The organism is Halomonas sp. ALS9 (assembly GCF_001651035.1).
Classification (GTDB): domain Bacteria; phylum Pseudomonadota; class Gammaproteobacteria; order Pseudomonadales; family Halomonadaceae; genus Vreelandella.
In genome coordinates this window covers 204,631-231,093 of record NZ_LXRG01000110.1, presented here as the reverse complement: position 1 = coordinate 231,093, position 26,463 = coordinate 204,631, and the positions used below count along the sequence as shown (strand labels likewise).

Sequence of the window (26,463 nt, the reverse complement as noted above, 5' to 3'; positions counted from 1 at the left end):
AGCAAAACGCTTGTGAAACACTCCTCCCAATAGTAACTTCTTTAGAAACTTTCGTTTCATAATTCTAAAACCATACGAACATGTCCACAAACAGCACCCTCGACACGAATTGGCTTCCGCAAACCGTTGCGCTCACGAACCCTATCGTTGCCTGGGTCAGCAATTTATAACAACAGCCATCCTGCATGGCAGCTCTATAACGCGAGGCTTAGCATGTCCCAACACACCCCCTCTTCGTCTTCCCCAGATAGCCCCACACCCAAGAAAAGCTGGTGCCGGATACCAGATATATACGCGGTTTTGTTCGTTTTTATCGCCTTGGCAGCGATAGCAACGCATTTTGTGCCTGCTGGTCAGTTCGAGCGCGTTCCGGGCCCGAACGGGCGTATCACCATTGACCCAACCTCTTATGAACAGATCGTCTCCACCCCGATTGGTATCGTCGACTTTATGCTGGCGATTCCTAATGGCTTGATGAGTGCTGGTGAAGTTGTCTTTTTCACCTTTATGATTGGCGGTATGTTTATGGTGCTAAGGCGCACCGGCATTATAGAAATAGGTGTTGATAAGCTGACGCGGCGCTTTGCGCGACAGAGCCTGCTCACTATCCCGGTGTTGATGACCGTATTTGCCCTGATAGCAACCGTGATCGGTACCCAAGAGTTGGCGCTGGTCTATGTGCCGGTCATCTTGCCGTTAATGATTGCTTTGCGCTTTGATTCCGTCACTGCAGCCGCGGTGGCACTTTGCGCCACCACCGTTGGCTTCACAACGGGTGTGCTCAACCCCATCAACACCGGCCTTGCACAGCAACTCTCAGACCTACCTCTCTACTCCGGCTATGGCCTGCGCGTCATGGCGTTTATAGTCATGTTAGCTGCGGCCATTTTCTTCGTCATGCGCTACGCCCGCATAGTGCGCCAGACACCCTCGCTTAGCCTACTGAGCAACGACACAGGGGAAACCGAAAAACGCACGCTTTACCAACACGCTGACAATAGCCCTGCATTAATCGCCACTGCTCGCCAGAAGCTCGCCGCCATCGCAACGTTCGCCTTCTTCGCGGTACTCGTCTATGGCGTCCTGCAACAAGGCTGGTTCATGATGGAAATGGCGGGCCTATTTATCATCATGGGCATTGTCGTGGGCCTTATCGCAGGCCTCGACACTGACGAAATATGTGCAGGCTTCAACCAGGGCTTCCGCGATGTATTGGTTGGGGCCATGATCGCAGGCGTTGCACGGGGCGTTGCCGTGATGCTGGAAGATGGCCAGATCATGGATACGCTGGTATTTGGGCTTGGCAATCTCGTGGGGGAGTTGCCCACCCTGCTATCGGCTATTGGCATGTTCTTCGCCCAACTCGGTTTCAATTTTATTGTGCCTTCCGGTAGCGGCCAGGCCCTGGTCACCATGCCCCTGATGGCGCCGCTCTCCGACATCATTGGCGTAACGCGACAAACGGCGGTATTGGCTTTCCAGCTTGGCGATGGCATTGGCAATATCTTATACCCAACCTCGGGCTACTTTATGGCTACCCTAGCGCTCGCTGGCGTTCCATGGCAAAAATGGGTCAAGTTCTTCTTTCCACTTTTTTGCGTATGGATTCTGATCGCCCTGGGCTTCCTTATTTTTGCTCAGGCAGCGCAATGGATCGGATAAGTGACTAGACCACCGCCTCATCTGTATGAGGCGGTGCTAAGCTAAAGAACCGCAGAGATAAACTGCTTTAGCTCTGGCGTTTGTGGATTGCTGAACAGTTCGCTGGGGGCGCCCTCTTCATGGATGCGCCCCTGGTGCATAAACACCACGCGGTCGGCCACATCGCGGGCGAAGCTCATCTCGTGGGTGACCAGAATCAGCGTCATACCCTCTTTTGCCAAGGCTTCCAGCACCCGCAGCACTTCCCCGACCAGCTCGGGGTCGAGCGCTGAAGTCACCTCATCGCAAAGCATCACTTTGGGCTGCATCGCCAGCGCCCTGGCGATCGCCACGCGCTGCTGCTGGCCGCCGGAGAGCTGGGCCGGGTAGGCATCGTATTTGTCCGAGAGGCCGACTTTCTCAAGCACTTCCCGAGCAATTTTCTCAACATCAGCTTTCGCCTCACCGCGCACCACCCGTGGCGCTAAGCAGACGTTTTCACCCACGGTCTTATGCGGAAACAGGTTAAAGCTTTGAAACACCATACCCACGTTTTCGCTCAACTCTTTGGGCGACATTGACGCCGCATCCAGCTGCTTATCGGCGATGGTGATCTGGCCGCTGTCGTGTTTTTCAAGCTGATTCAGGCAGCGCAGTAGGGTACTTTTACCCGAACCGCTGCGACCAATAATCGCTACGACTTCGCCCTGTGCGACCGAAAGGTTAATGCCTTTAAGCACTTCCAGATCGCCAAAGGCTTTATGCACGTTATCAACGTAAACCAGCGTCATAGAGCTTTTTCTCCAGATAGCGCGCGTAGCAGGAAAGGGGGAAGCACAGCGCGAAGTAAAGCAGCGCCACAAGGGCAAAGATGGTGAAGGGTTCAAAGGTGGCGTTATTAAGCATGGTGCCCGCTTTGGTCAGCTCGACAAAGCCAATGATGGAGGCAAGCGCCGTGCCTTTAATCACCTGTACCGAAAAACCCACCGTGGGCGGAATCGATAGCCGCAGCGCCTGGGGCAGAATCACATGGCGCATGGTCTGGAAATAATTCATGCCCAGCACCCGCGCCGCGTGCCACTGCCCTTTGGCCACCGCCTCTAAACAGCCGCGCCAGATGTCACACAGAAAGGCGCTGGTAAACAGGGTGAGTGCGATGGAAGCGGCCAGCCAGGCAGAGATCGGATGCCCCATGGCGGCAGCGCCAAAGAAGATCAAAAACAGCTGCATCAGCAGCGGCGTACCCTGGAACAGATCCACATAGAGTGACGTTAATCGCTGCAGCCAGCGGTTGCTGGAGAGACGCATAAAGGTCAATAGCAGCCCCACCGTCGCCCCGCCTACAAAAGCAATTAGCGACAGCACCACCGTCCAGCGAGCCGCTAGTAATAGGTTGCGCAAAATATCCCAGAAGGTGAACTCAATCATCGTTGCTCTCCTTGCTGATAGGCGAATATGCGCTTGCCCACCAGCATAAAGCTGCGCCGCATACCAAAGGCGAGAAGCAGATAGACCAGCGTGATCAGTAGATAAACTTCAAAGCTGCGGAAGTTGCGCGACTGGATAAAGTTAGCCGCGTAGGTCAGATCAAATACCGAAATCTGCGACACCACCGCCGAACCCAGCATGACGATAATCGACTGGCTGATGAGCGCGGGATAAACCCGCGCAAAAGCGGGCACCAGCACCACATGGCGGTAGCTTTGCAGCGTGGTCATGCCCAGCGCGCGCCCGGCCTCCAGTTGGCCTTTTGCCGTGGCGCTAATACCGGCGCGTAAAATCTCGGCGCTGTAGGCGGCCAGGTTAAGGGTCATGGCAATAAAGGCCGCAGTAATGGCATCAATTTTGATACCCAGCCCCGGCAGGCCAAAGAAGATAAAGAACAGCTGCACAATAAAGGGCGTATTACGGATCACTTCAACGTAACCACCCAGCCCCCAACGCACCCATGGCTGCGCGTTCACACGTAAATACGCTACCGCCACTGCCAGCGCCAATCCCGTTAAGGTGGTCACCACGGTCAAAATGACCGTGGTGGTAAGACCTTTCAGGAGTTCACTGACGTAGGGCAACAGGGTAAGAAAGTCGAGTGTTGGCCCCATAATGAACCTCAGCTACCGAAGTTTTCAGGCAGGTCAGCACTAAACCAACGCTGGGACAGCTCATTCAGAGTGCCATCTTCCAGACCTTGAGCGATCAGGCGATTTACTTCTTCCAACAGCGCGGGCTCATTTTTGTTCATGCCCACGTAGCAGGGCGAATCTTTAAGCTGGTACACCAACGAGGGCGCACGGCTGCTATTGCGCTCGGCGATCTCGGCGGCAACCACGTTCCCAGTAGCCACGTAATCAACCTGACCAGACAGAAACGCAGAAATGGTAGTGGCGTTATCTTCAAAGCGCTGAACGGTGGTGGAGTCTGGGGCAATCTCTGATAGCTCCATATCTTCCACGGCACCGCGGGTGACCCCGATGGTTTTATCGGCTAAGCCTTCTGGGCCATCCACGCTTTCATCTTCATCAGCGCTGAACACCCCTAAAAAGAACGGCGCATAGGCATCAGAAAAGTCGATTGCCGCTTCGCGCTCAGGATTTTTACCCAGGCTGGAAATCACCAAATCCGCCTGGCCGGTCTGTAAATAGGGAATCCGGTTGGCACTAGTTACCGGAATCAGCTCTAACGTAACGCCCATTTCATCAGCAAGGTATTGGGCCATATCAATATCGTAGCCGCGCGGCTGCAGGTCGGTACCCACCGAGCCAAAGGGCGGAAAATCCTGGGGCACGGCAATCCGAATAGTGCCGCGAGACTCGATATCCTCAAGGGCATCCGCCTGAACGCTGGGGCTGGTGGCGAATGCCCCCAGTGCGACGGCGGCACTCAGCCCCGTGGCTAAAACGCTGGACTGCAGACACTTGAAGCGGCGGGTAAGGGAGTGACTGACGCGGTGCGATAACGATTTCATAAAACTCTCCTGGCAGACGCATGTTCTGCAAACTCTTGGTTTTGCTAGAAACAATTGGCTGGCTAATTATCAGTGGTGGTCTTGGCAGTGGAAGCAAAGCGAATGAAAGCTTTGTTGCATAAAATCTAACAAAGAAACTTTCGTTTCACTTAATCACCTAAGAGCAATCGCGATACCAGAAGTCACTAAGATTTTTTATAACAGCAGCTTAGCGAGCACAGGTAGCCGCAACGCAGTGGAAATCGCATCGGGAGGAGAGTTTGAATAAAAATAAATGCAACGTATTGGTGCAGCTTTAACCCATCAGGACGAAGAAATGCACCATGTTAGGCGGCAAAGCCTACTGGGCATTCCAATCAACGCTCATGGTCGGCGCTTCCAGCTCACTAAGCTCAGCGTAAACATCGCTGATCGCGCTGATGCGCTCTCGACCTTCTGCCAGACGCCGATGCAGAACGCCGTTGGCAATCAGGCAGATCAGGCTATTGGCAGCGGCGTAGCTATCGAAGGCGGAGAGGCTTTCCAGCGGCGTTTCAAAAAACCACGTTACCTTTGAGGCGAAATTAACCGCGGTGGGGTCAGCCAGTAAGGTTACCTTGGCAGGTGAGCGCTCAAGCGCATCAATTAGCGAAGCAAAGGCCGCTGGGCGGCGGCGAAAACCAAACAACACCACCACGTCCTGCTCGGTGAGATCGACAATCTCTTCCGCTAACGACTGGTTTGGATGAGGAACCACCCGAACCTGGGTACGCGCCTGAATCAACTGCTGGCGAAAGTGCAGCGCTAGCGGATAGCTGTTACGAAAACCAATAACGACTACATGACGCGCGCTATCCAGGCGCTCTACCAGCGCAGCAAATTGATCCGCCGCAATGCCGTTTAAGCAGCGCTGCAGGTTTTCCTGCTCGCGCTGCAAATGGCGCTGAAACGGCGCGCCGGCTTCCTCCTGCATGGCGTTGGCATCGATCACCAACGGAACACCCAGGTTGCGCAGCTGGCGGGCATGATCTTTAACCGTGCGATAGCTCTCAAACCCCAACCGCTTGAACAGGCGGCTGACCGTCGATTTGGATACCCCGGTCAAACGCGCCAAATCAGCGGCACTGTACACCGCTAGATCATCAAAGTGATCGAGGATAAAGCTCGCCACCCGCTGCTCCTGGGCACTTAGCGCGTCAAACTGGGCGGTAATACGCTGTCCGATATGCGGCGTCATAACATCCTATTGAGCTATCTGATTTAGCGGGTTGAGGGCGGGTGGTGCTCCGCCCAATGGCGGGCGATATCGACCCGCCGAGCAACCCAAACGCGGTCGTGAGTTTCGATGTAATCCAAAAAGCGCTGTAGCGCGCGAAAACGCCCCGGGCGCCCCAATAAACGGCAGTGCATACCGATGGAGAACATTTTGGGCGCCTCCTCCCCTTCCGCGTAGAGCACGTCAAAGGCATCGCGCAGGTAGGTAAAGAAGTGATCCGCCGTATTAAAACCTTGCGGCGCGGCAAAGCGCATATCATTACTATCCAGGGTATAAGGCACGATCAAATGGTTATGCTCACTGCCCTGACTATCGGTGACTTGCGTCCAGAAGGGCAGATCGTCGCCGTAGTAATCGCTATCGTAAAGGAAACCGCCTTCATCCAACACTAAACGCCGGGTATTGGGGCTGTCGCGACCGGTGTACCAGCCTTGAGGTTTCTCACCATACAGCCGCTGAAAAATATCCATGGCCTGCTGAAGGTGCTGCCGCTCAACGTGCTCAGAGACTTCCTGATAGTGAATCCAGCGGTAGCCGTGGCAGGCGATCTCGTGGCCGAGCTCTTTAAACGCCATGGCAACATCCGGGTTGCGTTCCAGCGCCATGGCCACGCCAAACACCGTGAGCGGCAAATCACGTTTTTCAAACTCACGAAGAATACGCCAAACCCCAGCGCGGGAGCCGTACTCGTAGATCGACTCCATACTCAAGTGGCGATCTGGATAAGCCGGTGCGCCGATAATTTCCGATAGAAACTGCTCGGAGCCCGAGTCGCCATGCAGCACGCAGTTCTCGCCGCCCTCCTCGTAGTTGAGCACGAACTGAACGGCAATTTTGGCCTTGTTGGGCCAGTTGGCATGGGGCGGGTTGCGCCCGTAACCGATTAAGTCGCGTGGGTAGTGGCCCTTAGAGGATGACGACATAGCTAGCTCCCTTTATATCTATTTCCAGTATGCCTATTCCCGGTATGCCTATTTCCGGCTCGTCTCTGGCGAATAAGCAGCCCAGCGATACAGAAAATTATTTGTATACAAAATAGCGAGATTAATAACGAACCGCAACGCGGCCAGACGCTAATCCCCTGTCTCTCATAGCGTTTTTTAGTTTAAATGCCGTTAAGTCGTTGAATCCTGAACGATTGGTCAAACTTTTATAGCGACATTTTTATCGTCTATTCACGCCCAGAAGCTTGCGCAAGGCTAGAAACCGCCCTATTTTTGTATACAAGAAAATTTATATTGTTTACATACGGATTTCTTAACGTGCATATACGCCTTATTAACCCGAACACCACGGCTTCCATGACCGCTGCGATGGGTCAGGCAGCGCAGCAGCAGGCAGCCGCGGGAACAACCGTTAGCGCCTCACAGCCTGACGCGGGCCCGGTTTCCATTGAAAGCCATTTTGACGAAGCGATCAGCGCGGTTGGGGTTGCCGAAGAGATGCTTAAAGGCGAGCGCGAAGGCGGCATCGATGCTTATATCGTGGCCTGTTTCGGCGACCCCGGCTTGCTCGCTGCCCGCGAACTTACCCGGGCGCCAGTGATTGGCATTGCCGAAGCGGCGTTTCATCTCGCCACGCTGGTGAGCACCCGCTTTTCTATTGTGACCACCTTGGGCCGCACCGGCATTATTGCCGAGCACTTGCTTCAGCAGTACGGCTTTAGCCACCACTGCCGCCGCATTCGCGCCGCTGAAATTCCGGTGTTGGATCTTGAGCACCACCCTGAAGCGGCGTTTACCCGCATTGTTGAAGAGTGCTGCCGCGCCCGTGATGAAGACGGCATTGGCGCCATCGTTTTAGGCTGCGGCGGCATGGCGAATTTGACCCAAGAGATCAGCCGCGAAGTCGGCCTGCCAGTCATAGAAGGTGTCACCGCCGCGCTCAAACTGGCCGAATCGTTGGTCAGTTTAGGACTGCATACCAGTAAGCATGGTGATCTTGACTACCCCCGGCCAAAAACCTTCACCGGTAAGTTTTCCGGGCTTTCTGATCTTGCGCTACCGCTCAAGTCATAAAGCCTAAAAACAGTGTCTCAAAAAAGCATGTCCAAAAAAGCATGACTCGAAAAAACATTTAATAACAACAGATTAAGAAACACGAACGTCCAGTAGCACGCCACGCCGCAAGCGTTTCCCGATGCTAAGTCGGGGATTAATAAAACCGATAATCTTGCGAGGACGATACCATGAGCGCTTCAACCTCCGCTCTTGCGTCAGAAGACCGATCCGATGACGGATCAAAGGCATTAGGGGCAGAGAGCCTAGCCCCGCAACACACCCGAATTATGGGGCGCGGCTCCTATTTTCTGGCCTGGTTCGGCGGCTGCGTTTCCATTGGCACCTTCGCCATGGGCTCAAGCGTGGTCGGCACCCTGAACCTGTTGCAAGCGACGCTGGCCATCGCCATTGGTTGCTTTGTGATAGGGATAGCGCTGGCCATTAACGGGGCCGCTGGCTACAAGTACGGCATCCCGTTTATGGTGCAGGCGCGCAGTGCCTTTGGCTTTACCGGCACGCGGCTACCCGGCTTAGTCCGCGCGGTGCCTGCGGTAGTGTGGTACGGCTTTCAAAGCTGGATTGGCGCTGGGGCACTCAATATGGTGTCGGCCACGCTGTTCGGCTTCGACAACCTTATCTTCTACTTTATTACCTTCCAGTTTCTGCAAATTGGCCTGTCGGTAATGGGCTTTCAGGGCATCAAGTGGTTAGAGAATATCGGCAGCGCCTTTATCCTCGTCTCGTTGATGTATATGTTCTACGCCACGGTGCAGCGCTATGGCGATGAGCTTTCCGCCAGCCTGCTGACCATGGAAGGCTCCTGGGGCATGCCGTTCTGGGGCGCGACCATGCTGTTTCTGGGCATCTACAGCACCATGATGCTCAACGTTAGCGACTACTCCCGCGAGCATAAAAAGGGCACCGCCCAAAGCCTGCTGACCACTATTTATGCCATGTCGATTCTACCCTGCACGCTTTTTATGGGCTTGATCGGCTATATGGTCTCCCAGGCCACCGGCACCGCCGATCCTATCCAGGTGTTTGCCAACGCGGTGGATAACACCCCGCTGCTGATGACCACTCTGCTCTTCATCGCCTTTGCCCAGGTCACCACCAACGTACTCAACAACGTGGTGCCGCCGACCTACGTGCTAATGGATGTATTCAAAATCAAGTTCTCGGTCGCCACAGTGATCGTGGGGCTACTGGCTTTCGCCACTTTCCCCTGGAAACTGGTGCAGCCGGGCTCTGCGGCGGGCCTGCAGCTGTTTGTGCAGACCTATTCCGCTTTTCTAGGCCCCATCTTCGCCATTCTGGTGGTGGATTATTACGTTATTCGCCGCCGCACGCTGGATATCGACAAGCTATACGACGCCAACGGCCCCTACCAAGGCGTCAACCTCGCTGCGTTTATCGCCACTGCTATCGGTATTGCGGCGGCACTCTCTTTCTCGGCGATCTCGTGGTACGCCAGCCTGATACCCGCAGGCGTTAGCTACTACCTGCTCATGAAGTACTGGGCACCCTGCCAGCGCTTTAGCCAGTAATCCCTTTTTGCCAACCTGCGAGCCAATACAATGAAAGAGAGCAACGACGTGAGCGACCTAGATATCAAGCACATCGATCCCACCCTATATAACGAGGATCTGGCACCACTGAAACCCCAGGATCGTAACTGGGGCGCGTTTGAAATTTTTAACGTCTGGTCGAACGACATTCAGAGCCTGTTCGGCTACACCCTGGCCGCCTCGCTGTTTTTAACCTACGGCCTCAACGGCTGGGCGGTGATGGCGGCGATTATTCTGGCCGGTGTGATCGTGATGTTTTTGGTTAACCTGACCGGTAAACCCAGCGTTAAATACGGCATTCCGTTTCCGGTGATGGTGCGGGCCAGCATGGGGGTACGCGGCGCCAACCTGCCCGCGATGCTGCGCGCTATCGTGGGGATTTTTTGGTACGGCGTGCAGACCTACTTCGCCTCAACCGCCGTCACCCTGTTGATTACCGCCTTTGTTGGCGCAGGCGATGGCAGCACTTTCCTAGGCCTTTCAGGCGTGGCCTGGGTGTCGTTTGTGATTGTATGGCTGTTTCAGATCGCGATTTTCTGGCAGGGCATTGAGCGTATTAAACACTTCCTCAACTGGGCAGGCCCGCTGGTCTACGTGGTGATGCTGGTGCTAATGATCATTGTCTGGTTCCAGGCAGGCAGCGAGCTGATTCCCGCCATTGGCACTATTTTTAGCGGTGGCAGTGAAACGAGCGGCAGTTCAATCGCGGCCTTTATGGCGATTGTGGGCACCATGGTGGCGTATTTCGCAGCGGTGGTGATCAACTTCGGCGACTTTACCCGCTTTGTAAAAACCGAGCGCCAGATGAAGCTGGGCAACCTGCTGGGCTTACCGCTTAACGTCGCGTTCTTCTCGTTTATCGCGCTGATTATTACTGCAGGCACCCTGGTGCTGTTTGGCGAGGCGCTGACCAACCCCGCCGATATCGTTGAGCGGGTCGACTCGCTGCCGCTGACGATTATCGCCGCCCTGACCTTCTTTGCCGCCACGGTGGGCATCAACCTGGTCGCCAACTTTATTCCCCCTGCCTACGACTTGGCCAATCTGTTCCCCAGCAAAATCAGCTTCAAAATGGGCGGCCTGATTACCGCGGTGATCGCGTTCTTCGTCGGTGCGCTATGGCTTTCGGTGATCAGCCAGATCGGCGTTCCCGGCTTTGTGAATGCGTTGGGGGCAGTCGTGGCGCCCTTCTACGGCATTATCGTCGTCGACTACTACCTGATTAAGCGCCAGCACTTAAATATGCAGGAGCTATTCTCATCAGCCCCGGGCGGCGCCTACTATTACGTCAACGGCTGGAACACCCGCGCGCTTATCGCCTTTGGCGTGGCGGCGCTGTTCTCGCTATCTACCGTGTTAGTCCCTGCCCTATCCAGCCTGGGCGGCTACGGCTGGCTGATCGGTGCTGGTCTGGGCGGTCTGTTCTACTACGGCTTGATGAAGCAGTTTAAGGCAGCACCTGTGTTGGCTCAGCAGTAGACAAGCGTCCCGTAACTAGCTGATTAGAAGCTAATACAAGCGCCATCGGTTTTGCCGATGGCGCTTTTTTTGGATCTCGGTCTGGTGCGTTCAGTTTGGAACCTGCCAGCATCCTGGCATGGCTCTACCAACCAACGTATTTAGCGGTATCAAAACTCAGCAGAGTGAGATATTTTCGATCTGTCGTGCGCGCTTTTCTGGTAGACTCTGAGGAACATGTGCTATTTTTTCTGGATAGCATTTCATTAAAATTATTACAAACGATGAGCTGTAAAAAGGTTATGTGTATTTATGCGCAATTTTCTGGTGGCCTAAAGCGAGATAGAGTGAGTTTTTTACTCTATATCAGTCATTTGCGAATTATTAGTATATTTTGGATTCTCAGGAAAACGAGCATGCGCATTAATAAACTGTTATGAAGAATGCACCGTGTATTCGGAGAGTACAACATGAATAAGAAATGGGAGCAGTTCATTTTTTCCATAATTGCTCACTTAACGTTACCCCTATTGCCTTTGATAGTAGAAAAGCTATTAACAGGCTCAGTCGCAAATGAAACCTGGGCGATTACCGCTGCCATGTACACGATAGCCATTGGTGTATCCTCGAATTGGTTGCCAATATTAGGAGTCTCCCTGCTCGTTTCAATGATCTCAGTATGTTCATTTGGTTTCCTTAAGGCAGGGACGACAGCTAACTTTGATGTGCCGACATCATCACTAATCGCAATCATTGCATTTTTTATAGTCCATACTATCGAGAGATACATGCGTCACGTTAACGACGGAGAAATATTTCTTGGTGTGGGAGTAGAGAAGGATGTCTGAATACATCGAACTTCTACAAAATTATCTACCGTATTTGTCGGTAGTGCTTAGCGTGGCTGCTGTGGCGTATTCCCTTTACGCTGCAAGAAAAACCATAGATAGGAAAGAGCGTAAGCTTTCGCTAATCAACCAGTATTATCGAAAAGTATTAAACGCCAATCTTGATAAAGAAGACATATACAAGTCATCTAAGGCAATACAAGAAACATTAAGCAGGCTAAGTGAAATTATCAACGATGAGCATGACTTTGGTGCATCTGCAAGCTTCAAAATATTTGTTGGAGATGGTAGCGAAAATATACGTACATACCTACGAGATATTAACAACTCCAATAACAGAGAGATTCTGAGGGACGTGTACCCAATCGCGGAGAACAAGCTCTTCATGGAATCGCTGTATAGAAAACAGCCGGTTTTCATTGAAAATTTCTCTAGCCCTAAAGAAGCGATTTACTACAACACTAGTAACGAGAATTGGAAGTCAAAATATTTATCTGTTTGGGTCTTTCCTGTAAAGGATCCTAAGTCGGAAGATGTGATAGGTTTTTTAACCGTGGATACGAAAGAGAGAATGAGTAAAAATAACGAAATCTACGAGTTAACTAAAAGTTTAGGTGAGTCAACGGCCAACTACATTGCAAATTTAGTTGGTAGTCTAAAACCTCATAACAAGCAAAGCCAGTCGGACGCATAATAAATGCGCCGCTGCTTTGAGCGTTAGAGCTTGTCGGCAATTGAGGAAATAAATTGACCTACGCATTGATCGATAATTCGACGTTAACTGCTGTTCAAAGGTTGACAGGGCAAGTCCTGACTAAGTCAAGGGACTCAGTCGACACTGATATTGTTGCTTTTGAGAATTACATCCAAGCCATTCTATTTTATGACAGACTGGTAGCGATAGATGATTATATTCATGCGCATCGTGACGCAAGAATTGCTTCATTCCCTGATATAACGTTCCTCACTAAATCTGATTTCAATTTAGATGAAATTGAAGCTACCGCTACAGCTAAAGCAAATCAATTACAACCAAAGCTTCAAGGTGGTGAGTTCGTAAACGATGATTTTAAGAAGCTAATTGAACTTCTACAGACGCACATTGTATGCACGTGGGATATTAGCTCAAGTGTTTATCATCTTACGCTTAAAAGCCTTTCTGACAATCCGCAAGAATTTGATAGATATGGAACTGTCGCAGCTTCAATATTTGCTGAACTCGGTGATGCAAGTGACGCTGGGAAGAGAACTAGTGGTAATGTCGAATTAGTTGATCGGTTTGGACATCCTATTGGGAGAGGGTACAAAGTACCTGGGGCTAAATGGGGGGATGGAACATCAAGTGGAGAGGCATCAGGCGCGATTAAAGCGTTCGTGGCGTCTTTAGTTTGGCTTGCCAACCGCTCAATTTTCTATTCTTTAACAGCCAAATATTTGCAAGCTGACACATTTCTCTACCCAATCAGACAGGCTTATCAGCAAAGTTATATTAGTCAGACTTGCCACTATGGTTTTGATTATGCGAAACACATAGTAGAACACTTCTCGACTTCGCTAAGTACAGACTTGATGGATGTACATAGTGGAGGATTGACTACTTCAACCTCAACTGAGCTTCCCATCTTCTCAGCTTGGCTGGCAAAGCAAACTGGTGATCCAGCTCAAATTGTTCAGGCAGCCTACAACATTCGAGACAACCCAGAGTTTGTTGAAGCGCGAGAAAAAATGAGAGAAGTGCGTAGGCTATTTGACGAACAGGATATTGCAGATGCAAATAGGGCTGTGTCGGGCATAATTCAAGACATCGGAAAGGCCTCCAATGATATACGCATCAAGTATGGCCTCCAAACTCGTCAAGGTGTTCCCGTAACTAAACTAGTGCATGTATATAACACATATGCGGCGCTGAACAGTCTTCCTAAAGTCCCAGGATATAACTTTAAAGTTAAGGTTCCTGAGTTCTTTTACAACCTACGGCAGCCCAGGGGGTTCCGTGCAGTCTACAGAAATCTTACTCAAGATTTATCCACGGTTTGGTCTCTTGGTGAGGCCAGAGATATTCTAGGTAGTCGAGTAGCTGAAGACACAAAAGCCAGAGCCTATAGCCCCAAACAAGAAGAGCCAAGATATAGGCATGCACACTCGCCGTTTAAGAGTCCAATGTGATTGCTCTAACATTTCCGCTGCGCTCCAAATTTACCGCAGAGCGCGGCGTAATAAGAGCATTGATTCAGGGGGCGAGCTGGGCATGATAATATCACACCTTTCCCATGTTTGGAGCATCAGCCATGAGCATGCACCGGAAAACCATCACGCTGACTGAACAGCAAGACGGCTGGGTGAAAGCCCAGATTGAAAGCGGCCACTTTGGCAACGATAGTGAATACATCCGCGATCTCATCCGAAGGGATCAGCAGGCCAAACAACGTCTTGCCATACTGAGGCAAGCCCTCGTCGAGGGTGAGTCAAGCGGGAACCCGAAACCCCTGGATATATCGGCTATCAAGGCGGCTGGCCGTCAGCGGATCAAGGCGGTTGATTAGTGCTTGAGTTGAATGTCACGCCAAAGGCGGAATCAGATCTCATCGGAATTTGGGTATATACCTGTGAGGAATGGGGCGTTGATCAGGCGGATAATTACCTGGATCGGCTTGAGACCGGCATGAAACGGCTGATTGATCATCCATCACTTGGCGCGAACTACGACCATGTTTTTTCTGGGTATCGAAGATTACAGGTCGAGCACCACGCTGTTTTTTATCAACTGTATAAATCGAAAGTGCTCGTTGTTCGTGTGCTTCACGAGGACATGGATGCACCGGAAAGGCTTCTGGAGTAGTGGGAGCTATATTTTCGGCGCTGCTTCAAGATCTCCATCAAGCCCCGTGCCCTTGCCCCCAACAAGTAGCTGCATTCGGAAAAATTAATCGCTACGCTCCTAATTTTCCGGCAAGCGGAGTGAAATAGTCTTGGTTGAGGGCTTCAGCTTCGAGAAAGAAATAGATTTTGCTTGGCTCCAGTCCAAATAGTCGGAGGAATCATGGATTTCCCAGAATTCTCGTTCTTCGGCCTCGGTTTTGAACTCAGGCATCTTTTTTAGCTTGCTCATAAACAGCCCTCTCCTTTCGGTGCATATCGCGAGCGGAGGTTACAACTAGTGATTCTTCTCCAGCGCCAAATGATTGTCTATCTCTTTTATCTTGTCTTCCGTGTGGTGATTGACGTAGAGCACGGTGGTTTCTTTGCCTGCACAAATTTTCTCGATAAGCGCTAGCACCAGCTGGCGATTCATATCGTCTAGCCCGAGGCAGGGCTCGTCTAGAATCAACAGCGGTGGGTGCTTGACCATGGCGCGGGCGATGAGTAGCAGACGCTGGTCGCCGTAGGAGAGTTTGTTATAGGGCTGGTCGGCGCGGTCTTTCATACCCAGTAGTTCGAGCCATTGGTCGGCAATGTGTTTCTGGTTATCGGTGGCTTTTGTGTACACGCCGATGCTGTCGTAGAAGCCGGAAATAATCACGTTTTTACAGCTGGTGCTGACGCGATATTCCCACTGCAGGGCGGTGGAGACATAGCCGATAAACTGTTTGATCTGCCAAATGCTTTCGCCGTTACCGCGCTGGAAGCCAAACACGAAAATATCGTTGGTGTAGCACTGAGGGTGATCGCCGGTGATCAACGACAACACGCAGGTTTTGCCGCTACCGTTGGGGCCACTTAGTTGCCAGTGCTGGCCCTGCTCTATCGTCCAATCAAGTTTATCGACAATCACGGTGTCGCCGTATTGGATCGTCGCTTGCTTGAGTTTCACTAGCGGCTGGCTGGGGTCGAGAGCGGGTAATTTAGTGGCAGGGTCGGCTTCGGGCACGCTTAGGTCGGTGGTTTTTAAATGCAGCAGTTGGTACAGCTCATTGAAGGCAGCTTCATCCTGACGGTCTACCGTGAGCACTAATCGCCCGCTATCTCCCCGCTGCTTATCGCCTCTCTTTTTCTCCAAGCGCTCTTTATCCCCACGTTCCTTATCTAGATAAGCCACATGGGTAATGAAGTCCGGCATCTCATCAAAGCGGTTCAGCACCAATACCATGGGAACGGTGTCGATGATGGAAGCGAGATGGGCTTGCAGCATGGCGAGGGTGTCGACGTCCAACCCATCAAACGGCTCGTCTAAAATCAGCAAGTCCGGCTTGCTCGCCAGCGCGTGAATTAGCATCACTTTGCGGGTTTCGCCGGTGGAGAGTTTACGAAAAGCACGGTCGAGGAGTTTCGTCAGCCCGAACTTTTCTACCAGTTCGCTTGCAAGTTCAGGGTCTTGGCACTGCTCGAAAATCATTTCATTAACGGGGGTGCCGAGTGAAATGACATCCATGATATCGGCATCGTCTTTTTTCAGCTCTTTGGCGATGAGTTCGGCCTGCGCTTCGAAAGAAACCAACCCGATGTTTTTGGGCAGCCCTTGCACACTGCCCGCTTCAATTTTACCAACGCCCGCAAGCGCCGCCGCCAGGGCCGATTTGCCTGAGCCATTGGTACCCGTAATGACCCAATGCTGGTGAGGCTCGATGATCCAATCAATCTCGCTTAGGGTGAAGCGATCATCAAAACTGATCGTCGCGTTGTTTAGCTGAATACGCGCTAAGCGGCTTGAAGGCTCCATCAATGTGTTCCTTATTGTTGGGGAAAAGTCAGTATTTGCATGAGATGAGACAAAAAAGCCGAGAATATCGTGGCGATATCTCGGCTTTTTAGATGACTTAGCGGTCTATCATTTAATCAGCCGATTAAACGATTTTCTTCATATCCGCCATGTGGCCACGTAGCACTGAGCCAACGGCTTCAACCGGGTGAGCGCGCAGGGCATCGTTGACTTCGATCAACCGCGCGTTATCAACGCCGTTGTCATCTACATCCAGGCCTTTACCGATAACGTCGGATTTGATGCCTTTCATAAAGTCAGCCAACAGCGGCACACAGGCGTGGTTGTAGAGGTAGCAACCGTATTCCGCCGTGTCAGAGATGGTCGCGTTCATCTCATACAGTTTCTTGCGCGCGATGGTGTTGGCGATCAGCGGCGTTTCGTGGAGCGACTCGTAGTAAGCCGACTCAGCGATGATGCCTGCCGCGGTCATGGTTTCGAAAGCAAGCTCAACGCCCGCTTTAACCATCGCTACCATCAAAATGCCGTTGTCGAAATATTCCTGTTCAGTGATTTCTACATCACCAGCAGGCGTTTTCTCGAAGTTGGTTTCGGCTGTTTCTGCACGCCATTTGTGCAGGTTAGCGTCATCGTTTGCCCAATCTTCCATCATGGTGTGCGAAAAGTGGCCACTCATGATGTCGTCTTGGTGCTTGTTGTAGAGCGGACGCATGATCTCTTTCAGCTCTTCAGCAAGGTCAAAGGCTTTGATCTTCGCTGGGTTAGAGAGACGATCCAGCATGTTGGTCACGCCGCCGTACTTCAGTGCTTCCGTGATGTTTTCCCAGCCGTACTGGATCAGCTTGGAGGCGTAACCAGGCTCGATGCCTTCTTCGATCATTTTGTCGAAGCAAAGGATAGAGCCAGTTTGCAGCATGCCGCAGAGGATCGTCTGCTCACCCATCAGGTCGGATTTAACTTCGGCGATGAACGAAGACATCAATACACCGGCTTTGTGGCCGCCAGTACCCACCGCGTAGGCTTTTGCCAGGGCAAGGCCTTCGCCTTTGGGATCATTGTCCTCGTGAACAGCGATCAAGGTGGGAACACCAAAACCACGCACGTATTCAGCGCGAACTTCTGAACCCGGGCACTTAGGCGCCACCATGATGACGGTTAAGTCTTCACGGATCTTCATGCCCTCTTCCACGATGTTGAAACCGTGGGAGTAGGATAGGCAGGCGCCCTCTTTCATCAGCGGCATTACCGCCGTTACAACAGCGGTGTGCTGCTTATCGGGCGTCAGGTTCAACACCACGTCTGCTGTGGGGATCAACTCTTCATAAGTGCCTACCACGAAGCCGTTCTCGGTGGCGTTTTTCCACGACTGGCGCTTTTGTTCAATGGCATCAGGACGCAGTGCGTAAGAGACGTCCAGGCCGCTGTCGCGTAGGTTCAAGCCCTGGTTTAGGCCTTGGGCGCCACAGCCGATCACTACCATTTTCTTGCCTTTAAGCGCTTCTACGCCATCGGCAAATTCAGAGCTGTACATAAAACGGCATTTGGCGAGTTGAGCTAATTGCTCGCGGAGTGGCAGGGTATTGAAGTAGTTAGCCATCGTTAACATCCTAAATATTTATGATCACAATATCGATGTGAGACACACCGACACGAAAAAGAGAGACATAGCCGCTCAATGCGAGATTCAGCGGCATGTGAGTAGGGACAATCTATACAAGAGTGACCATTTCTTAAATTGATATATTTGCAACAGCGCATCCCATTTTTTGCAAAACTCAATTAGTATGGCGTTTATGAATTTTAAAACGTTAAAACAGTTCCTCGCTTTGGCAGAAACCCTACATTTCGGGCGCGCCAGCGATGAGTGCTATATCAGCATTTCTGCCCTGTCGCGCAACATCCGTCATTTAGAAGAGGAGCTGGGAGTGTCGCTGTTTAATCGCGACAACCGTACCGTGGTGTTGACCCAGGAAGGGCAAAAGTTTCTCAAGTACGCCCGTGATGCCAGTCGCCAATGGCATTTGATTCGTCATGAATTAACCGACAATCCTGATCAATTAAGCGGTGAAATCAGCCTGTATGGCTCCGTCACCGCCAGCTACAGCTTTTTACACGAGCTATTACGCCGCTTTCGTATCGCCTACCCGGTCATTGAAATCAAGCTGCGCACGGGGGATCCTGAACACGCGATTGCGCATGTTCTGGATGGTAAAGAAGACCTTAGCATTGCGGCCCAGCCAGCCCACTTGCCCCGTGGCCTGGCGTTTAAACCCATCGCCACCTCGCCTTTGCTGTTTATTGCCCCTCTTGAGCAGCAGGTGCCGAATGTGCCCATCAACACGCCCATCACACCAGCCGAATGGGCGAATATTCCAATGATCCTATCGGAGAGTGGTGTATCGCGAGCCCGCGTGGATGAGTGGTTTCGCCAGTTGGATGTCTCCCCGCGCATTTATGCGCAGGTCACCGGTAATGAAGCCATTGTGAGTATGGTGAGCCTGGGCTTTGGCATTGGCGTGGTGCCCAAAATCGTCCTCGACAACAGCCCCTTGGTGGATCGCATTCGTGTACTCGACGTAACGCCGGAACTAGAGCCCTACGATATTGGTTTGTTTACCCTAAAGAAAAACCTAAAAAACCCCTTGGTCGATGCGTTCTGGAGCTTAATGTAAGGCCTCTTTAATAAGCTCTTCTTAATAAGCCCCAGACGCTGTTTTTTAGCGATCAGAAACCGCCCTTACCCGCCAAATATCTGCTGCAGATCCGGTGCGCTCTCCTCCTCTTCAACCATGGAGAGCGAGGCTTCGATGGCTTTTAGGTGGCGGCTCATAAAGGCTTTCGCGCGCTCGCCATTGCCTGTTTCTAGATAGCCGATCAGGTCATCGTGGTCGTGGGATTCGCAGCCCAGGTGGCCGGGGTGACCGTAGACGGCAAGGATCAGCGATGAGCGCGAGCAAAGCCGTTCGACAAACTCTGCCAGGGTGGCGTTGCCTGAGAGCTGGGCTAGACGCACATGAAAATCTGCCGACAGCCGAATAGCCACGCTCTGTTGGCCGCTGCGCAGCGCCTGGCGCTCCTGGCGGGCCATTTCGCGCAGTTCTGCCGCCTCTTTTTCACCCATGCGCCGCGCTACATCGGGCATTAACCCGCACTCGATTAACTGGCGGGCATCAAATACGTCTTTGGCTTCATCAGCCGTGGGCCGAGTGACGCTGGCGCCACGGCGTGGCGTTAGGGTAACTAACTGTTCCAGCGCCAGACGCTGCAGTATTTTACGAATACCGGTGCGGCTAATGCCAAAGACGTCCGCCAGCGCATCTTCGCGCAACCGTGCGCCGGGCTTAAGGCGCTGCTCAACTATCGCGTCACTCACCGCGCGGTAGATCGCCTCGTGGCGCTCATCGCCCTCTTTGCTCTCTTTTTTACTCTCTTTGCCTTCTTTAACAGGAGCGCGCCGCTTTTCCGGCGCCTGCGTATCACTCATAGTTAGCCTCTCTGATCACTCCTCCCAAGCGGCAATGATATCGCGCTCTTCGTCACTCATGTTGGTCATATTGCCTAATGGCATATAGCGGCTGGCCACTACCTGCTGAATTTGCCCTTTATGGCCCAGGATTTCATCCCAGCTATCCAACGCAAACCCTGCAGGCGGCGCTGAGAAACCGGCATGCTCAGGATTGAGAGCATGACACTGAACACAGTGCTGCTCTATTAAAGTGCTGATTTGTGCCTGGTCGGGCGCGTCAACGCCGTCAGCACCGCCAGGCGACGACGCACTGGGTGCGGCCACCCAAAACGCTAGCAGAATAAGCCCTACCCCAAAGGCCGGATACGCTGGCTGGGTGTTGCCTGCATGCATCAGGACAAAGAATTGGCGGATCAAGGCGCCGGCAAAGATAAACAGCACCATTACTATCCAAGCCAGCTCATGGGAGTAGATAAACGAGTAGTGATTACTCACCATCAGTAGCACGACCGGCAGCGTGAAGTAGGTGTTATGCACCGAGCGCTGTTTGCCGCGTTTGCCATCCAGCGGGTTGGGCGCATCCCCTGCCTTCATCGCTTTTACCATGCGCCGCTGGCCGGGAATAATCCAGAAGAAGACGTTGGCTGACATCGCCGTTGCCATCACCGCCCCGGTGAGCAGGAAGGCGGCACGACCGGTGAACATTTGCGTACTGAGGTAGGCAACGATCACCATCATCACGGCAACCGCCACGCTGAGCAGTCCATCGCGATCCATATTGGGGCTAATGCGTTTGCAAAGCTCGTTGTACACCACCCAGCCGCCCAGCAAGAATGCCAGCGCCAGAAGGTTGGCCTGCCAACCGGTTAAATTAGCGGCCCACTGCCAGTCACTGTTGGGGTTTACCAGATAGAACCCTGGGTTGACCATGTACAGAATAACAAACAGTGCAAAGCCAGAAAGCCAGGTGGTATAGGCTTTCCAGAACGACCAGTGCAGATCATTGGGCAGCTTGGCGGGGGCCGTGGCGTACTTCTGATTGTGATAAAACCCACCACCGTGAACCGACCACATTTCACCGAACACGCCCTTCTCGCGGTCTTCCTCGGCTTTGGGCTTGCGCAAGCTGTTATCCAGCATGACAAAATAAACCGACTCGCCAATCCAGGCGATAGCGGCAATCACATGCAGCCAGCGGAGTAGCAAGTTAACAAAATCGATAATATATGACTGCATGCTCGGCCCTCTTAACTGCCGCGGTAGGTGGAATAGCCGTAAGGCGAGAGCAGCAGCGGCACATGGTAGTGCTGGCTGGCATCAGCGACGCCAAAGCGCAGCGGAATCACGTCTAAAAAGCGTGGCTCAGCCGCTTCAACGCCCTGGGCACGCAGATAGTCACCGGCATGGAACACCAGCTCGTACTCGCCGGCTGTAAACGCATCACCGTCTAGAATGGGCGCATCGCAACGTCCGTCGCTATTGGTGGTTACAGTGGTTAGATGCTGGCGTTCGCTGCCTGAAAGGCGAAACACCTCAATGTTAATACCATGACCGGGCTGGCCTTTGGCAGTATCCAGTACGTGGGTGGTTAAACGTCCCATAGCCACTCCTCAAGTTGTCATATTGCTTGACCGATTGGTCAAAGAGTACCTTTGATGCTATTTATTGTATACACCAAATCCAGCATAGTAGGCTTTAACTCGCCTTACGCTTTGGAGAGATTTCAGTGCCCACATCTAATCCGTTACTGCTTTCACCCGCGCCTAGCAAGTGCAGCCTGGAAATGCTTACCCATCACTATGGGGATGTGTATGAACATTCGCCCTGGGTGGCCGAAGCCGCTTGGCAGCACGGTCTTACTGAGGCCCACGATAGCCCCGATGCACTGGCCGAGCTTATGGGGCTTATGTTGCAGCAGGCGAGCAGCGAACAGCAAATCAAGGTGATCCAAGCGCATCCTGACCTGGCGGGTAAAGCGGCTATGGCGGGTGAACTCACGCAAGATTCAACCAGCGAACAGGCAGGCGCTGGGCTTGATCAGTGCAGCCCCGAGGAGTTTGCGCGTTTTGAGACGCTTAATACGGCGTACAAGGGGAAATTTGGCTTTCCCTTTGTCATTGCCGTTAAAGGGCTGGATCGCCATGCCATATTAGCCGCCTTCGAGGAGCGCCTGAACAACGACGCAGCCATCGAACGGCAAACGGCCATTGAGCAAATTATTCGCATTGCGCGCTTTCGTTTAATTGACCGGGCGACAAAATCCTAGACTTATGCATTGCATATAAACATCGCATATAACCATCATTTTTCGTATACAAAAACGCCGCACCCTTCTGGGCGCGGCGCTGTTAAGCGGTATTACTTTTCGATGACGGTCTGCTCGATTACTGCTTGGCAGTCTCTACCGCTTTCTTAGTGGTTTCTTCTACTTGCTGCTGGCTCTCTTCAGCAAAGCTTTTGCTGATGGAGGTGACTTTTTCTGTGTCGCCCTTCACTCGCTCCATAAATTCGCTAGCCGTTTTTTGCTGGCTATCTATGGCTTTTTTGAAGCTGTCAGCGTCTTTTACGTCAAGCCAAGTACGCGCTTGTGCAATCGCCATGTCCGAGTAGGCACGGAAAGCATCCAGTTGAGCACTGAACATCTGGTCGTAGTAATCAAGCGCGGTAAGCGTGTAGGAACGCATGGGTGATACAAAAACGGACTCAAGCTGTTGCTTGGTTTTTTCGGTACTGGCTTTGTTAGCGCTGCTGTTCATCAGTATATCTCCAGGTGTGAGCTAGTACATAAACGCGCCTCGGTTAGGCGGTTCTTAGTCAGGCTTTTACCTCTGCTGTACTTAAAGCTAGCAGTGCTTTTTGTGCAGCGCAACATGATTTTTTCTCATGCTGCGCATGCTCACTCGCAGGTCGTTAGAACGGCCAATCGCCGCCAATTATTAGCGGTTACCGAACAAGTGCTTACGCGCCTGCTCGTCCATTTCTACGCCCGTCTGGGGATTAACATCTTCGACCAATGCGTAAGCTCGGCGCACCGCAGGGCGTGCTTTGATCATGTCAAACCAGCGCTCTAGGTCTGGGAACTCTTCTAACGTTTGACGCTGCTTTTCCCAAGGCACAATCCAGGGGTAGATCGCCATATCGGCAATCGAGTAGTCATCGCCACCCACATAAGTATGATGGGCCAAACGTTGATCCAAGACGCTGTAAAGCCGATTTGTTTCGCGCACGTAGCGCTCAATGGCATACTCAATCTTTTGCGGCGCATAGTGGCAAAAGTGGTGGTTCTGACCTGCCATCGGCCCTAGCCCGCCCATTTGCCAGTGCAGCCACTGCAATACGATATAGCGTTCGCGCCCTGCTGAAGGCAAAAAGAGCCCGCTCTTATCGGCCAGATACTCCAGGATCGCACCCGACTCAAACATCGACAGCGGCTGGCCGCCGTCTTGCGGGGCGTGGTCGACAATGGCGGGAATACGGTTATTGGGGGCGATAGTGAGAAACTCAGGGTCAAACTGCTCGCCTCGGCCAATGTTAATCGGCTTCACTCGGTACGCCAGGTTGGCTTCTTCGAGCATGATGGAGATTTTATGGCCGTTGGGGGTTGTCCAGTAATACAGGTCAATCATTGCCATCTCCTTTAGGAAAACGTTGATTCACTCGTGAGCTTATCAATGTTTTCGCATTACATCAGGCGGCACATCGTTGTGCCGCCACTTTCTATTAACACTAGCTATTAACACTATGTACTAACACTGTCTTCTAGCACTACGTACCTATCACAAATTACTATCACTAATTACTATCACTAAATACTATATATCGCGCACAGTCAGCGCACTGCTTGCAGCACCATTGTGGACGTTCAGCATACGCTTAAACCACTCATCTACCGGGTCGCCGGGGTCGACCACTGCCTGAGTAGATACAACATGAACCCACATCATACTGCCGAACAGCAGGTAATCTGAGCCGCTGGGAGAGTCACCATCTAAAAAGCGGCTGTCACGCAGTAAATCACGCACTGGCGCCAGCGCCTGTTTAAGCTGCTGCATACCCTGTTCGGGTTGGTGGAACTCTTCCAGCGTGCAACCAAACCGCGCCTCACGAGTTTCACGGAAATAGGCACGGTCGTCTGGGTGCACGGCCGCGAATAAATCCATGGCGATAATGCGGAATAGCGCCGGATTTACGCTTCGCTCGACGTAGTATTTGAACAACAATGCCCGTTGATAGCTGATGCCTTCGCCCAATACGGGGGCCTCGGGGTACGCCTTATCCAGGTAGCGCAGAATCTCGAAACTATCGGTAACCACCTGATCCCCATCGCACAGCACCGGTACTTTGTCGTAGTCGGCAAACTCAAGCGCTTTCTTATCGAGGAATCGCCATGCCACGGTGGTGAATTCCAAACCTTTATGGGCAAGCGCCATGCGCACGCGCCAGCAGTAGGGTGAGAAGCGTAGCCGTTCATCCCGGCCGCACAGATCATAAAGAGTCATTGCCACTGTCATAACCTCCGTGTGGTTGAGCATAGTGAGTAAAAAAATACTTCTGCCGCTAACAATGAGCGTAAGCCAGCTACGACGCAACTAGCCAGCGCTGTACTTATCCTTCCAATGGCATCTGTACTGTCTATTAGTCTAATGGCACTGCTTGCTAGCTCTTTTACAAAACCGCATGAAATTTTTTAAAAAACAAATACCTACCAAAACAAAATCGGCATAAATCGATACGCCAAACAAGCGTTACACTGGTAAGACCAATTTTCCAATGTAGTCATATGGTTAGCCTAATCGTATCTTTCACCTACACCCGACTGGCGGTACGACTGTCAGACGGTTATTGCGGAGCATACCAAATCAATAACAAGGGGCAGTTCCTTCCATGAACGAAACGACACTTGCACTTCTGGCCTTTTTGCCGCTGTTGCTGGCCGGTATTTTGCTCATAGGGTTTAAAATACCGGCCAAGATAGCGATGCCGATTGTCTTCCTGACCGCCGCTATTATTGGCTTAACCGCTTGGGACATGTCGTTTAGTCGCGTAGCGGCGTCGACTATTCAGGGCTTGATCCAGACCGCCGGTCTTTTATGGATCATCTTTGGCGCCATCCTGTTGCTTAACACGCTCAAGCACTCCGGTGGTATTACCGCTATTCGTAACGGCTTTTCAGGCATTAGCCCTGACCGCCGCGTACAGGCATTGATTGTTGCCTGGCTGTTCGGTTGCTTTATCGAAGGCGCGTCAGGCTTCGGTACGCCAGCCGCAGTTGCTGCACCGCTGATGGTGGCGCTTGGCTTTCCGGCGCTTGCGGCGGTGGTCGTGGGCATGATGATTCAATCTACACCGGTCTCCTTCGGCGCCGTGGGTACGCCTATTGTGGTTGGCGTCGGGAGCGGCGTGGATCGCGCGGGCATCACTGCTCAGCTTGATTCAGTCGGTTCAAGCTGGGACGTGTTCTTCCAGCTAGTCACCAGCGAAGTGGCGATTACTCATGGCATCGTGGGTATTTTAATGCCGCTGATTTTGGTGACCGTTATGGTGCGCTTCTTCGGTGCCAATAAGTCTTGGAAAGAAGGGCTGTCGATTACTCCTTTCGCCATCTTTACCGGTATCTGCTTCGTCGTGCCTTACATGCTGGTCGGCGTGCTGCTGGGGCCAGAGTTCCCGTCTATGATCGGCGCTATGGTGGGTCTGGCGATTGTTGTTCCTGCCGCCAAACGTGGCTTCCTAATGCCTAAAGACACCTGGGATTTTCCAGCAGAGAGCGCTTGGCCCGACGAGTGGATCGGCAACCTGCAGATCAAACTTGATGACGTGGTGGGCAGAGCCCCAATGTCGACCTTTAAAGGCTGGGTACCCTATGTGCTGCTCGCCCTGTTCTTGGTGGCTTCTCGCACTATAGAGCCTCTTAAAGCAGCGCTTACTTCGATTAACCTGAGTTGGAATAATATTCTTGGCGAAGCGGGCGTCAGCGGTGGCGTTCAGCCGCTCTATCTGCCGGGCGGTATTATCATTGCCGTGGTCATCGTCACCTACTTCCTGCACCGCATGAACCCACAAAAAATCAGCGCGGCCGTTTCAGAATCGACCAAAACGATCTTTGGCGCGGGCTTCGTGTTGATCTTTACCGTGCCGATGGTACGCATACTGATCAACTCCGGCGTTAACGGTGCTGACCTGGTCTCAATGCCGGTGATGATGGCGCAGGCGGTAGCTGATAGCGTGGGCGGCATCTATCCGTTCTTTGCTCCTGCAGTTGGCGCGATGGGTGCCTTTATTGCAGGCTCGAACACGGTTTCTAACCTGATGCTGGCAGAGTTCCAGTTCAGCGTTGCGGAAACGCTCGGCCTATCAACGGCCATGATGATTGCACTCCAGGCAGTCGGCGCGGCGGCGGGTAACATGATCGCCATTCACAACGTGGTCGCGGCCTCCGCCACGGTGGGTCTGCTGGGTCGTGAAGGGGCGACGATCCGGAAAACGATCCTGCCGACGATCTACTACCTCGTCTTTACCGGCATTATCGCGCTAGTGGCGTTCTACGTGATTGGCGTAACGGATCCATTGATGTAGCCGTAAAACTCGTTAGCGAGTGTTCAAAC

The 26,463-nt window shown here is 52.4% G+C and carries 27 protein-coding genes; 12 read left to right on the top strand and 15 right to left on the bottom strand.

Annotation, left to right across the window (positions count from 1 at the left end; genetic code table 11):
• Nucleotides 1-213 precede the first annotated feature (213 nt).
• Complete coding sequence (locus A6R74_RS09275) at nt 214-1,662, top strand: YfcC family protein (RefSeq protein ID WP_064234226.1); 1,449 nt, start codon at nt 214-216, stop codon at nt 1,660-1,662.
• A gap of 41 nt (nt 1,663-1,703) precedes the next feature.
• On the opposite strand, the gene A6R74_RS09270 is transcribed toward A6R74_RS09275, so the two are convergent.
• The 6 genes from A6R74_RS09270 to puuE all read right to left on the bottom strand — a co-directional run bounded on the left by A6R74_RS09270 (nt 1,704) and on the right by puuE (nt 6,784).
• Nucleotides 1,704-2,432, bottom strand: coding sequence for an amino acid ABC transporter ATP-binding protein (locus A6R74_RS09270; RefSeq protein ID WP_064234225.1), 729 nt, complete (start codon nt 2,430-2,432; stop codon nt 1,704-1,706).
• Nucleotides 2,413-3,069, bottom strand: coding sequence for an amino acid ABC transporter permease (locus A6R74_RS09265; RefSeq protein WP_064234224.1), 657 nt, complete (start codon nt 3,067-3,069; stop codon nt 2,413-2,415). The genes A6R74_RS09270 and A6R74_RS09265 overlap by 20 nt, the downstream gene beginning before the upstream one ends.
• The gene (locus A6R74_RS09260; protein ID WP_064234223.1) at nt 3,066-3,743 is read right to left on the bottom strand and encodes an amino acid ABC transporter permease; all 678 of its coding nucleotides are present in this window, start codon (nt 3,741-3,743) and stop codon (nt 3,066-3,068) included. Before A6R74_RS09260 ends, A6R74_RS09265 begins: the two co-directional genes overlap by 4 nt.
• Before the next feature lie 8 nt (nt 3,744-3,751).
• The gene (locus A6R74_RS09255) at nt 3,752-4,606 is read right to left on the bottom strand and encodes a transporter substrate-binding domain-containing protein (RefSeq protein WP_205634167.1); all 855 of its coding nucleotides are present in this window, start codon (nt 4,604-4,606) and stop codon (nt 3,752-3,754) included.
• Nucleotides 4,607-4,946: 340 nt separating this feature from the next.
• Nucleotides 4,947-5,822 (bottom strand): MurR/RpiR family transcriptional regulator, encoded by an 876-nt coding sequence (locus A6R74_RS09250; RefSeq protein ID WP_064234222.1) that lies wholly within the window; start codon nt 5,820-5,822, stop codon nt 4,947-4,949.
• Nucleotides 5,823-5,845: 23 nt separating this feature from the next.
• Nucleotides 5,846-6,784: an allantoinase PuuE gene (gene puuE / locus A6R74_RS09245; protein ID WP_064234221.1), complete on the bottom strand. Its 939-nt coding sequence runs from the start codon at nt 6,782-6,784 to the stop codon at nt 5,846-5,848.
• Nucleotides 6,785-7,123: 339 nt separating this feature from the next.
• Here puuE and A6R74_RS09240 point away from each other — a divergent pair, with 339 nt between their 5' ends.
• The 8 genes from A6R74_RS09240 to A6R74_RS09205 all read left to right on the top strand — a co-directional run bounded on the left by A6R74_RS09240 (nt 7,124) and on the right by A6R74_RS09205 (nt 14,574).
• Nucleotides 7,124-7,879, top strand: a complete 756-nt coding sequence (locus A6R74_RS09240) for an aspartate/glutamate racemase family protein (protein WP_064234220.1) — start codon at nt 7,124-7,126, stop codon at nt 7,877-7,879.
• Nucleotides 7,880-8,049: 170 nt separating this feature from the next.
• Nucleotides 8,050-9,408, top strand: a complete 1,359-nt coding sequence (locus A6R74_RS09235) for an NCS1 family transporter (protein ID WP_064234219.1) — start codon at nt 8,050-8,052, stop codon at nt 9,406-9,408.
• A 30-nt stretch (nt 9,409-9,438) separates the two neighbouring features.
• Complete coding sequence (locus A6R74_RS09230) at nt 9,439-10,908, top strand: NCS1 family nucleobase:cation symporter-1 (RefSeq protein WP_064234218.1); 1,470 nt, start codon at nt 9,439-9,441, stop codon at nt 10,906-10,908.
• 449 nt (nt 10,909-11,357) lie between these two features.
• Nucleotides 11,358-11,735 (top strand): hypothetical protein, encoded by a 378-nt coding sequence (locus A6R74_RS09225; protein WP_125410293.1) that lies wholly within the window; start codon nt 11,358-11,360, stop codon nt 11,733-11,735.
• A complete protein-coding gene (locus A6R74_RS09220) occupies nt 11,728-12,429 on the top strand; it encodes a GAF domain-containing protein (RefSeq protein ID WP_064234216.1) in 702 nt (233 codons plus the stop codon). The genes A6R74_RS09225 and A6R74_RS09220 overlap by 8 nt, the downstream gene beginning before the upstream one ends.
• A 53-nt stretch (nt 12,430-12,482) precedes the next feature.
• Nucleotides 12,483-13,901 carry a hypothetical protein gene (locus tag A6R74_RS09215; RefSeq protein ID WP_064234215.1) on the top strand — a complete coding sequence of 473 codons (1,419 nt, stop codon included), beginning with the start codon at nt 12,483-12,485 and terminating at the stop codon, nt 13,899-13,901.
• Between the two features lie 122 nt (nt 13,902-14,023).
• Nucleotides 14,024-14,278, top strand: coding sequence for a type II toxin-antitoxin system ParD family antitoxin (locus A6R74_RS09210; protein ID WP_064234214.1), 255 nt, complete (start codon nt 14,024-14,026; stop codon nt 14,276-14,278).
• A complete protein-coding gene (locus A6R74_RS09205) occupies nt 14,278-14,574 on the top strand; it encodes a type II toxin-antitoxin system RelE/ParE family toxin (RefSeq protein ID WP_064234213.1) in 297 nt (98 codons plus the stop codon). Before A6R74_RS09210 ends, A6R74_RS09205 begins: the two co-directional genes overlap by 1 nt.
• A 99-nt stretch (nt 14,575-14,673) precedes the next feature.
• Here the strand turns inward: A6R74_RS09205 and A6R74_RS22295 are convergent, their stop codons facing one another.
• From A6R74_RS22295 to ilvC, 3 genes are all read right to left on the bottom strand, one after another.
• Complete coding sequence (locus A6R74_RS22295) at nt 14,674-14,844, bottom strand: CopG family antitoxin (RefSeq protein WP_082906638.1); 171 nt, start codon at nt 14,842-14,844, stop codon at nt 14,674-14,676.
• A 45-nt stretch (nt 14,845-14,889) separates the two neighbouring features.
• Nucleotides 14,890-16,392 carry a molybdate ABC transporter ATP-binding protein ModF gene (gene modF, locus A6R74_RS09200; RefSeq protein WP_064234212.1) on the bottom strand — a complete coding sequence of 501 codons (1,503 nt, stop codon included), beginning with the start codon at nt 16,390-16,392 and terminating at the stop codon, nt 14,890-14,892.
• A 124-nt stretch (nt 16,393-16,516) separates the two neighbouring features.
• Nucleotides 16,517-17,989 (bottom strand): ketol-acid reductoisomerase, encoded by a 1,473-nt coding sequence (gene ilvC, locus A6R74_RS09195; protein WP_064234211.1) that lies wholly within the window; start codon nt 17,987-17,989, stop codon nt 16,517-16,519.
• A 196-nt stretch (nt 17,990-18,185) separates the two neighbouring features.
• Here ilvC and ilvY point away from each other — a divergent pair, with 196 nt between their 5' ends.
• A complete protein-coding gene (gene ilvY / locus A6R74_RS09190; RefSeq protein ID WP_064234210.1) occupies nt 18,186-19,064 on the top strand; it encodes an HTH-type transcriptional activator IlvY in 879 nt (292 codons plus the stop codon).
• A 65-nt stretch (nt 19,065-19,129) separates the two neighbouring features.
• Here the strand turns inward: ilvY and A6R74_RS09185 are convergent, their stop codons facing one another.
• Genes A6R74_RS09185 through uraH form a run of 3 tightly spaced genes read right to left on the bottom strand, consistent with a single transcriptional unit; the run spans nt 19,130 to nt 21,459 of the window.
• A complete protein-coding gene (locus A6R74_RS09185) occupies nt 19,130-19,876 on the bottom strand; it encodes a GntR family transcriptional regulator (RefSeq protein WP_064234209.1) in 747 nt (248 codons plus the stop codon).
• Nucleotides 19,877-19,891: 15 nt separating this feature from the next.
• The gene (locus tag A6R74_RS09180; protein ID WP_064234208.1) at nt 19,892-21,094 is read right to left on the bottom strand and encodes a urate hydroxylase PuuD; all 1,203 of its coding nucleotides are present in this window, start codon (nt 21,092-21,094) and stop codon (nt 19,892-19,894) included.
• Between the two features lie 11 nt (nt 21,095-21,105).
• On the bottom strand, nt 21,106-21,459 hold the full coding sequence (uraH, locus tag A6R74_RS09175) for a hydroxyisourate hydrolase (RefSeq protein WP_064234207.1): 354 nt from the start codon (nt 21,457-21,459) through the stop codon (nt 21,106-21,108).
• 125 nt (nt 21,460-21,584) lie between these two features.
• Between uraH and uraD the strand changes: the two genes are divergently transcribed.
• The gene (gene uraD / locus A6R74_RS09170) at nt 21,585-22,124 is read left to right on the top strand and encodes a 2-oxo-4-hydroxy-4-carboxy-5-ureidoimidazoline decarboxylase (RefSeq protein ID WP_064234206.1); all 540 of its coding nucleotides are present in this window, start codon (nt 21,585-21,587) and stop codon (nt 22,122-22,124) included.
• A 118-nt stretch (nt 22,125-22,242) separates the two neighbouring features.
• On the opposite strand, the gene A6R74_RS09165 is transcribed toward uraD, so the two are convergent.
• From A6R74_RS09165 to A6R74_RS09155, 3 genes are all read right to left on the bottom strand, one after another.
• Nucleotides 22,243-22,614: a phasin family protein gene (locus tag A6R74_RS09165; RefSeq protein ID WP_064234205.1), complete on the bottom strand. Its 372-nt coding sequence runs from the start codon at nt 22,612-22,614 to the stop codon at nt 22,243-22,245.
• Nucleotides 22,615-22,794: 180 nt separating this feature from the next.
• On the bottom strand, nt 22,795-23,484 hold the full coding sequence (locus A6R74_RS09160; protein ID WP_064234204.1) for a glutathione binding-like protein: 690 nt from the start codon (nt 23,482-23,484) through the stop codon (nt 22,795-22,797).
• Nucleotides 23,485-23,670: 186 nt separating this feature from the next.
• A complete protein-coding gene (locus A6R74_RS09155) occupies nt 23,671-24,363 on the bottom strand; it encodes a glutathione S-transferase family protein (RefSeq protein ID WP_064234441.1) in 693 nt (230 codons plus the stop codon).
• 379 nt (nt 24,364-24,742) lie between these two features.
• Between A6R74_RS09155 and A6R74_RS09150 the strand changes: the two genes are divergently transcribed.
• A complete protein-coding gene (locus A6R74_RS09150; protein ID WP_064234203.1) occupies nt 24,743-26,434 on the top strand; it encodes an L-lactate permease in 1,692 nt (563 codons plus the stop codon).
• Nucleotides 26,435-26,463 lie beyond the last annotated feature (29 nt).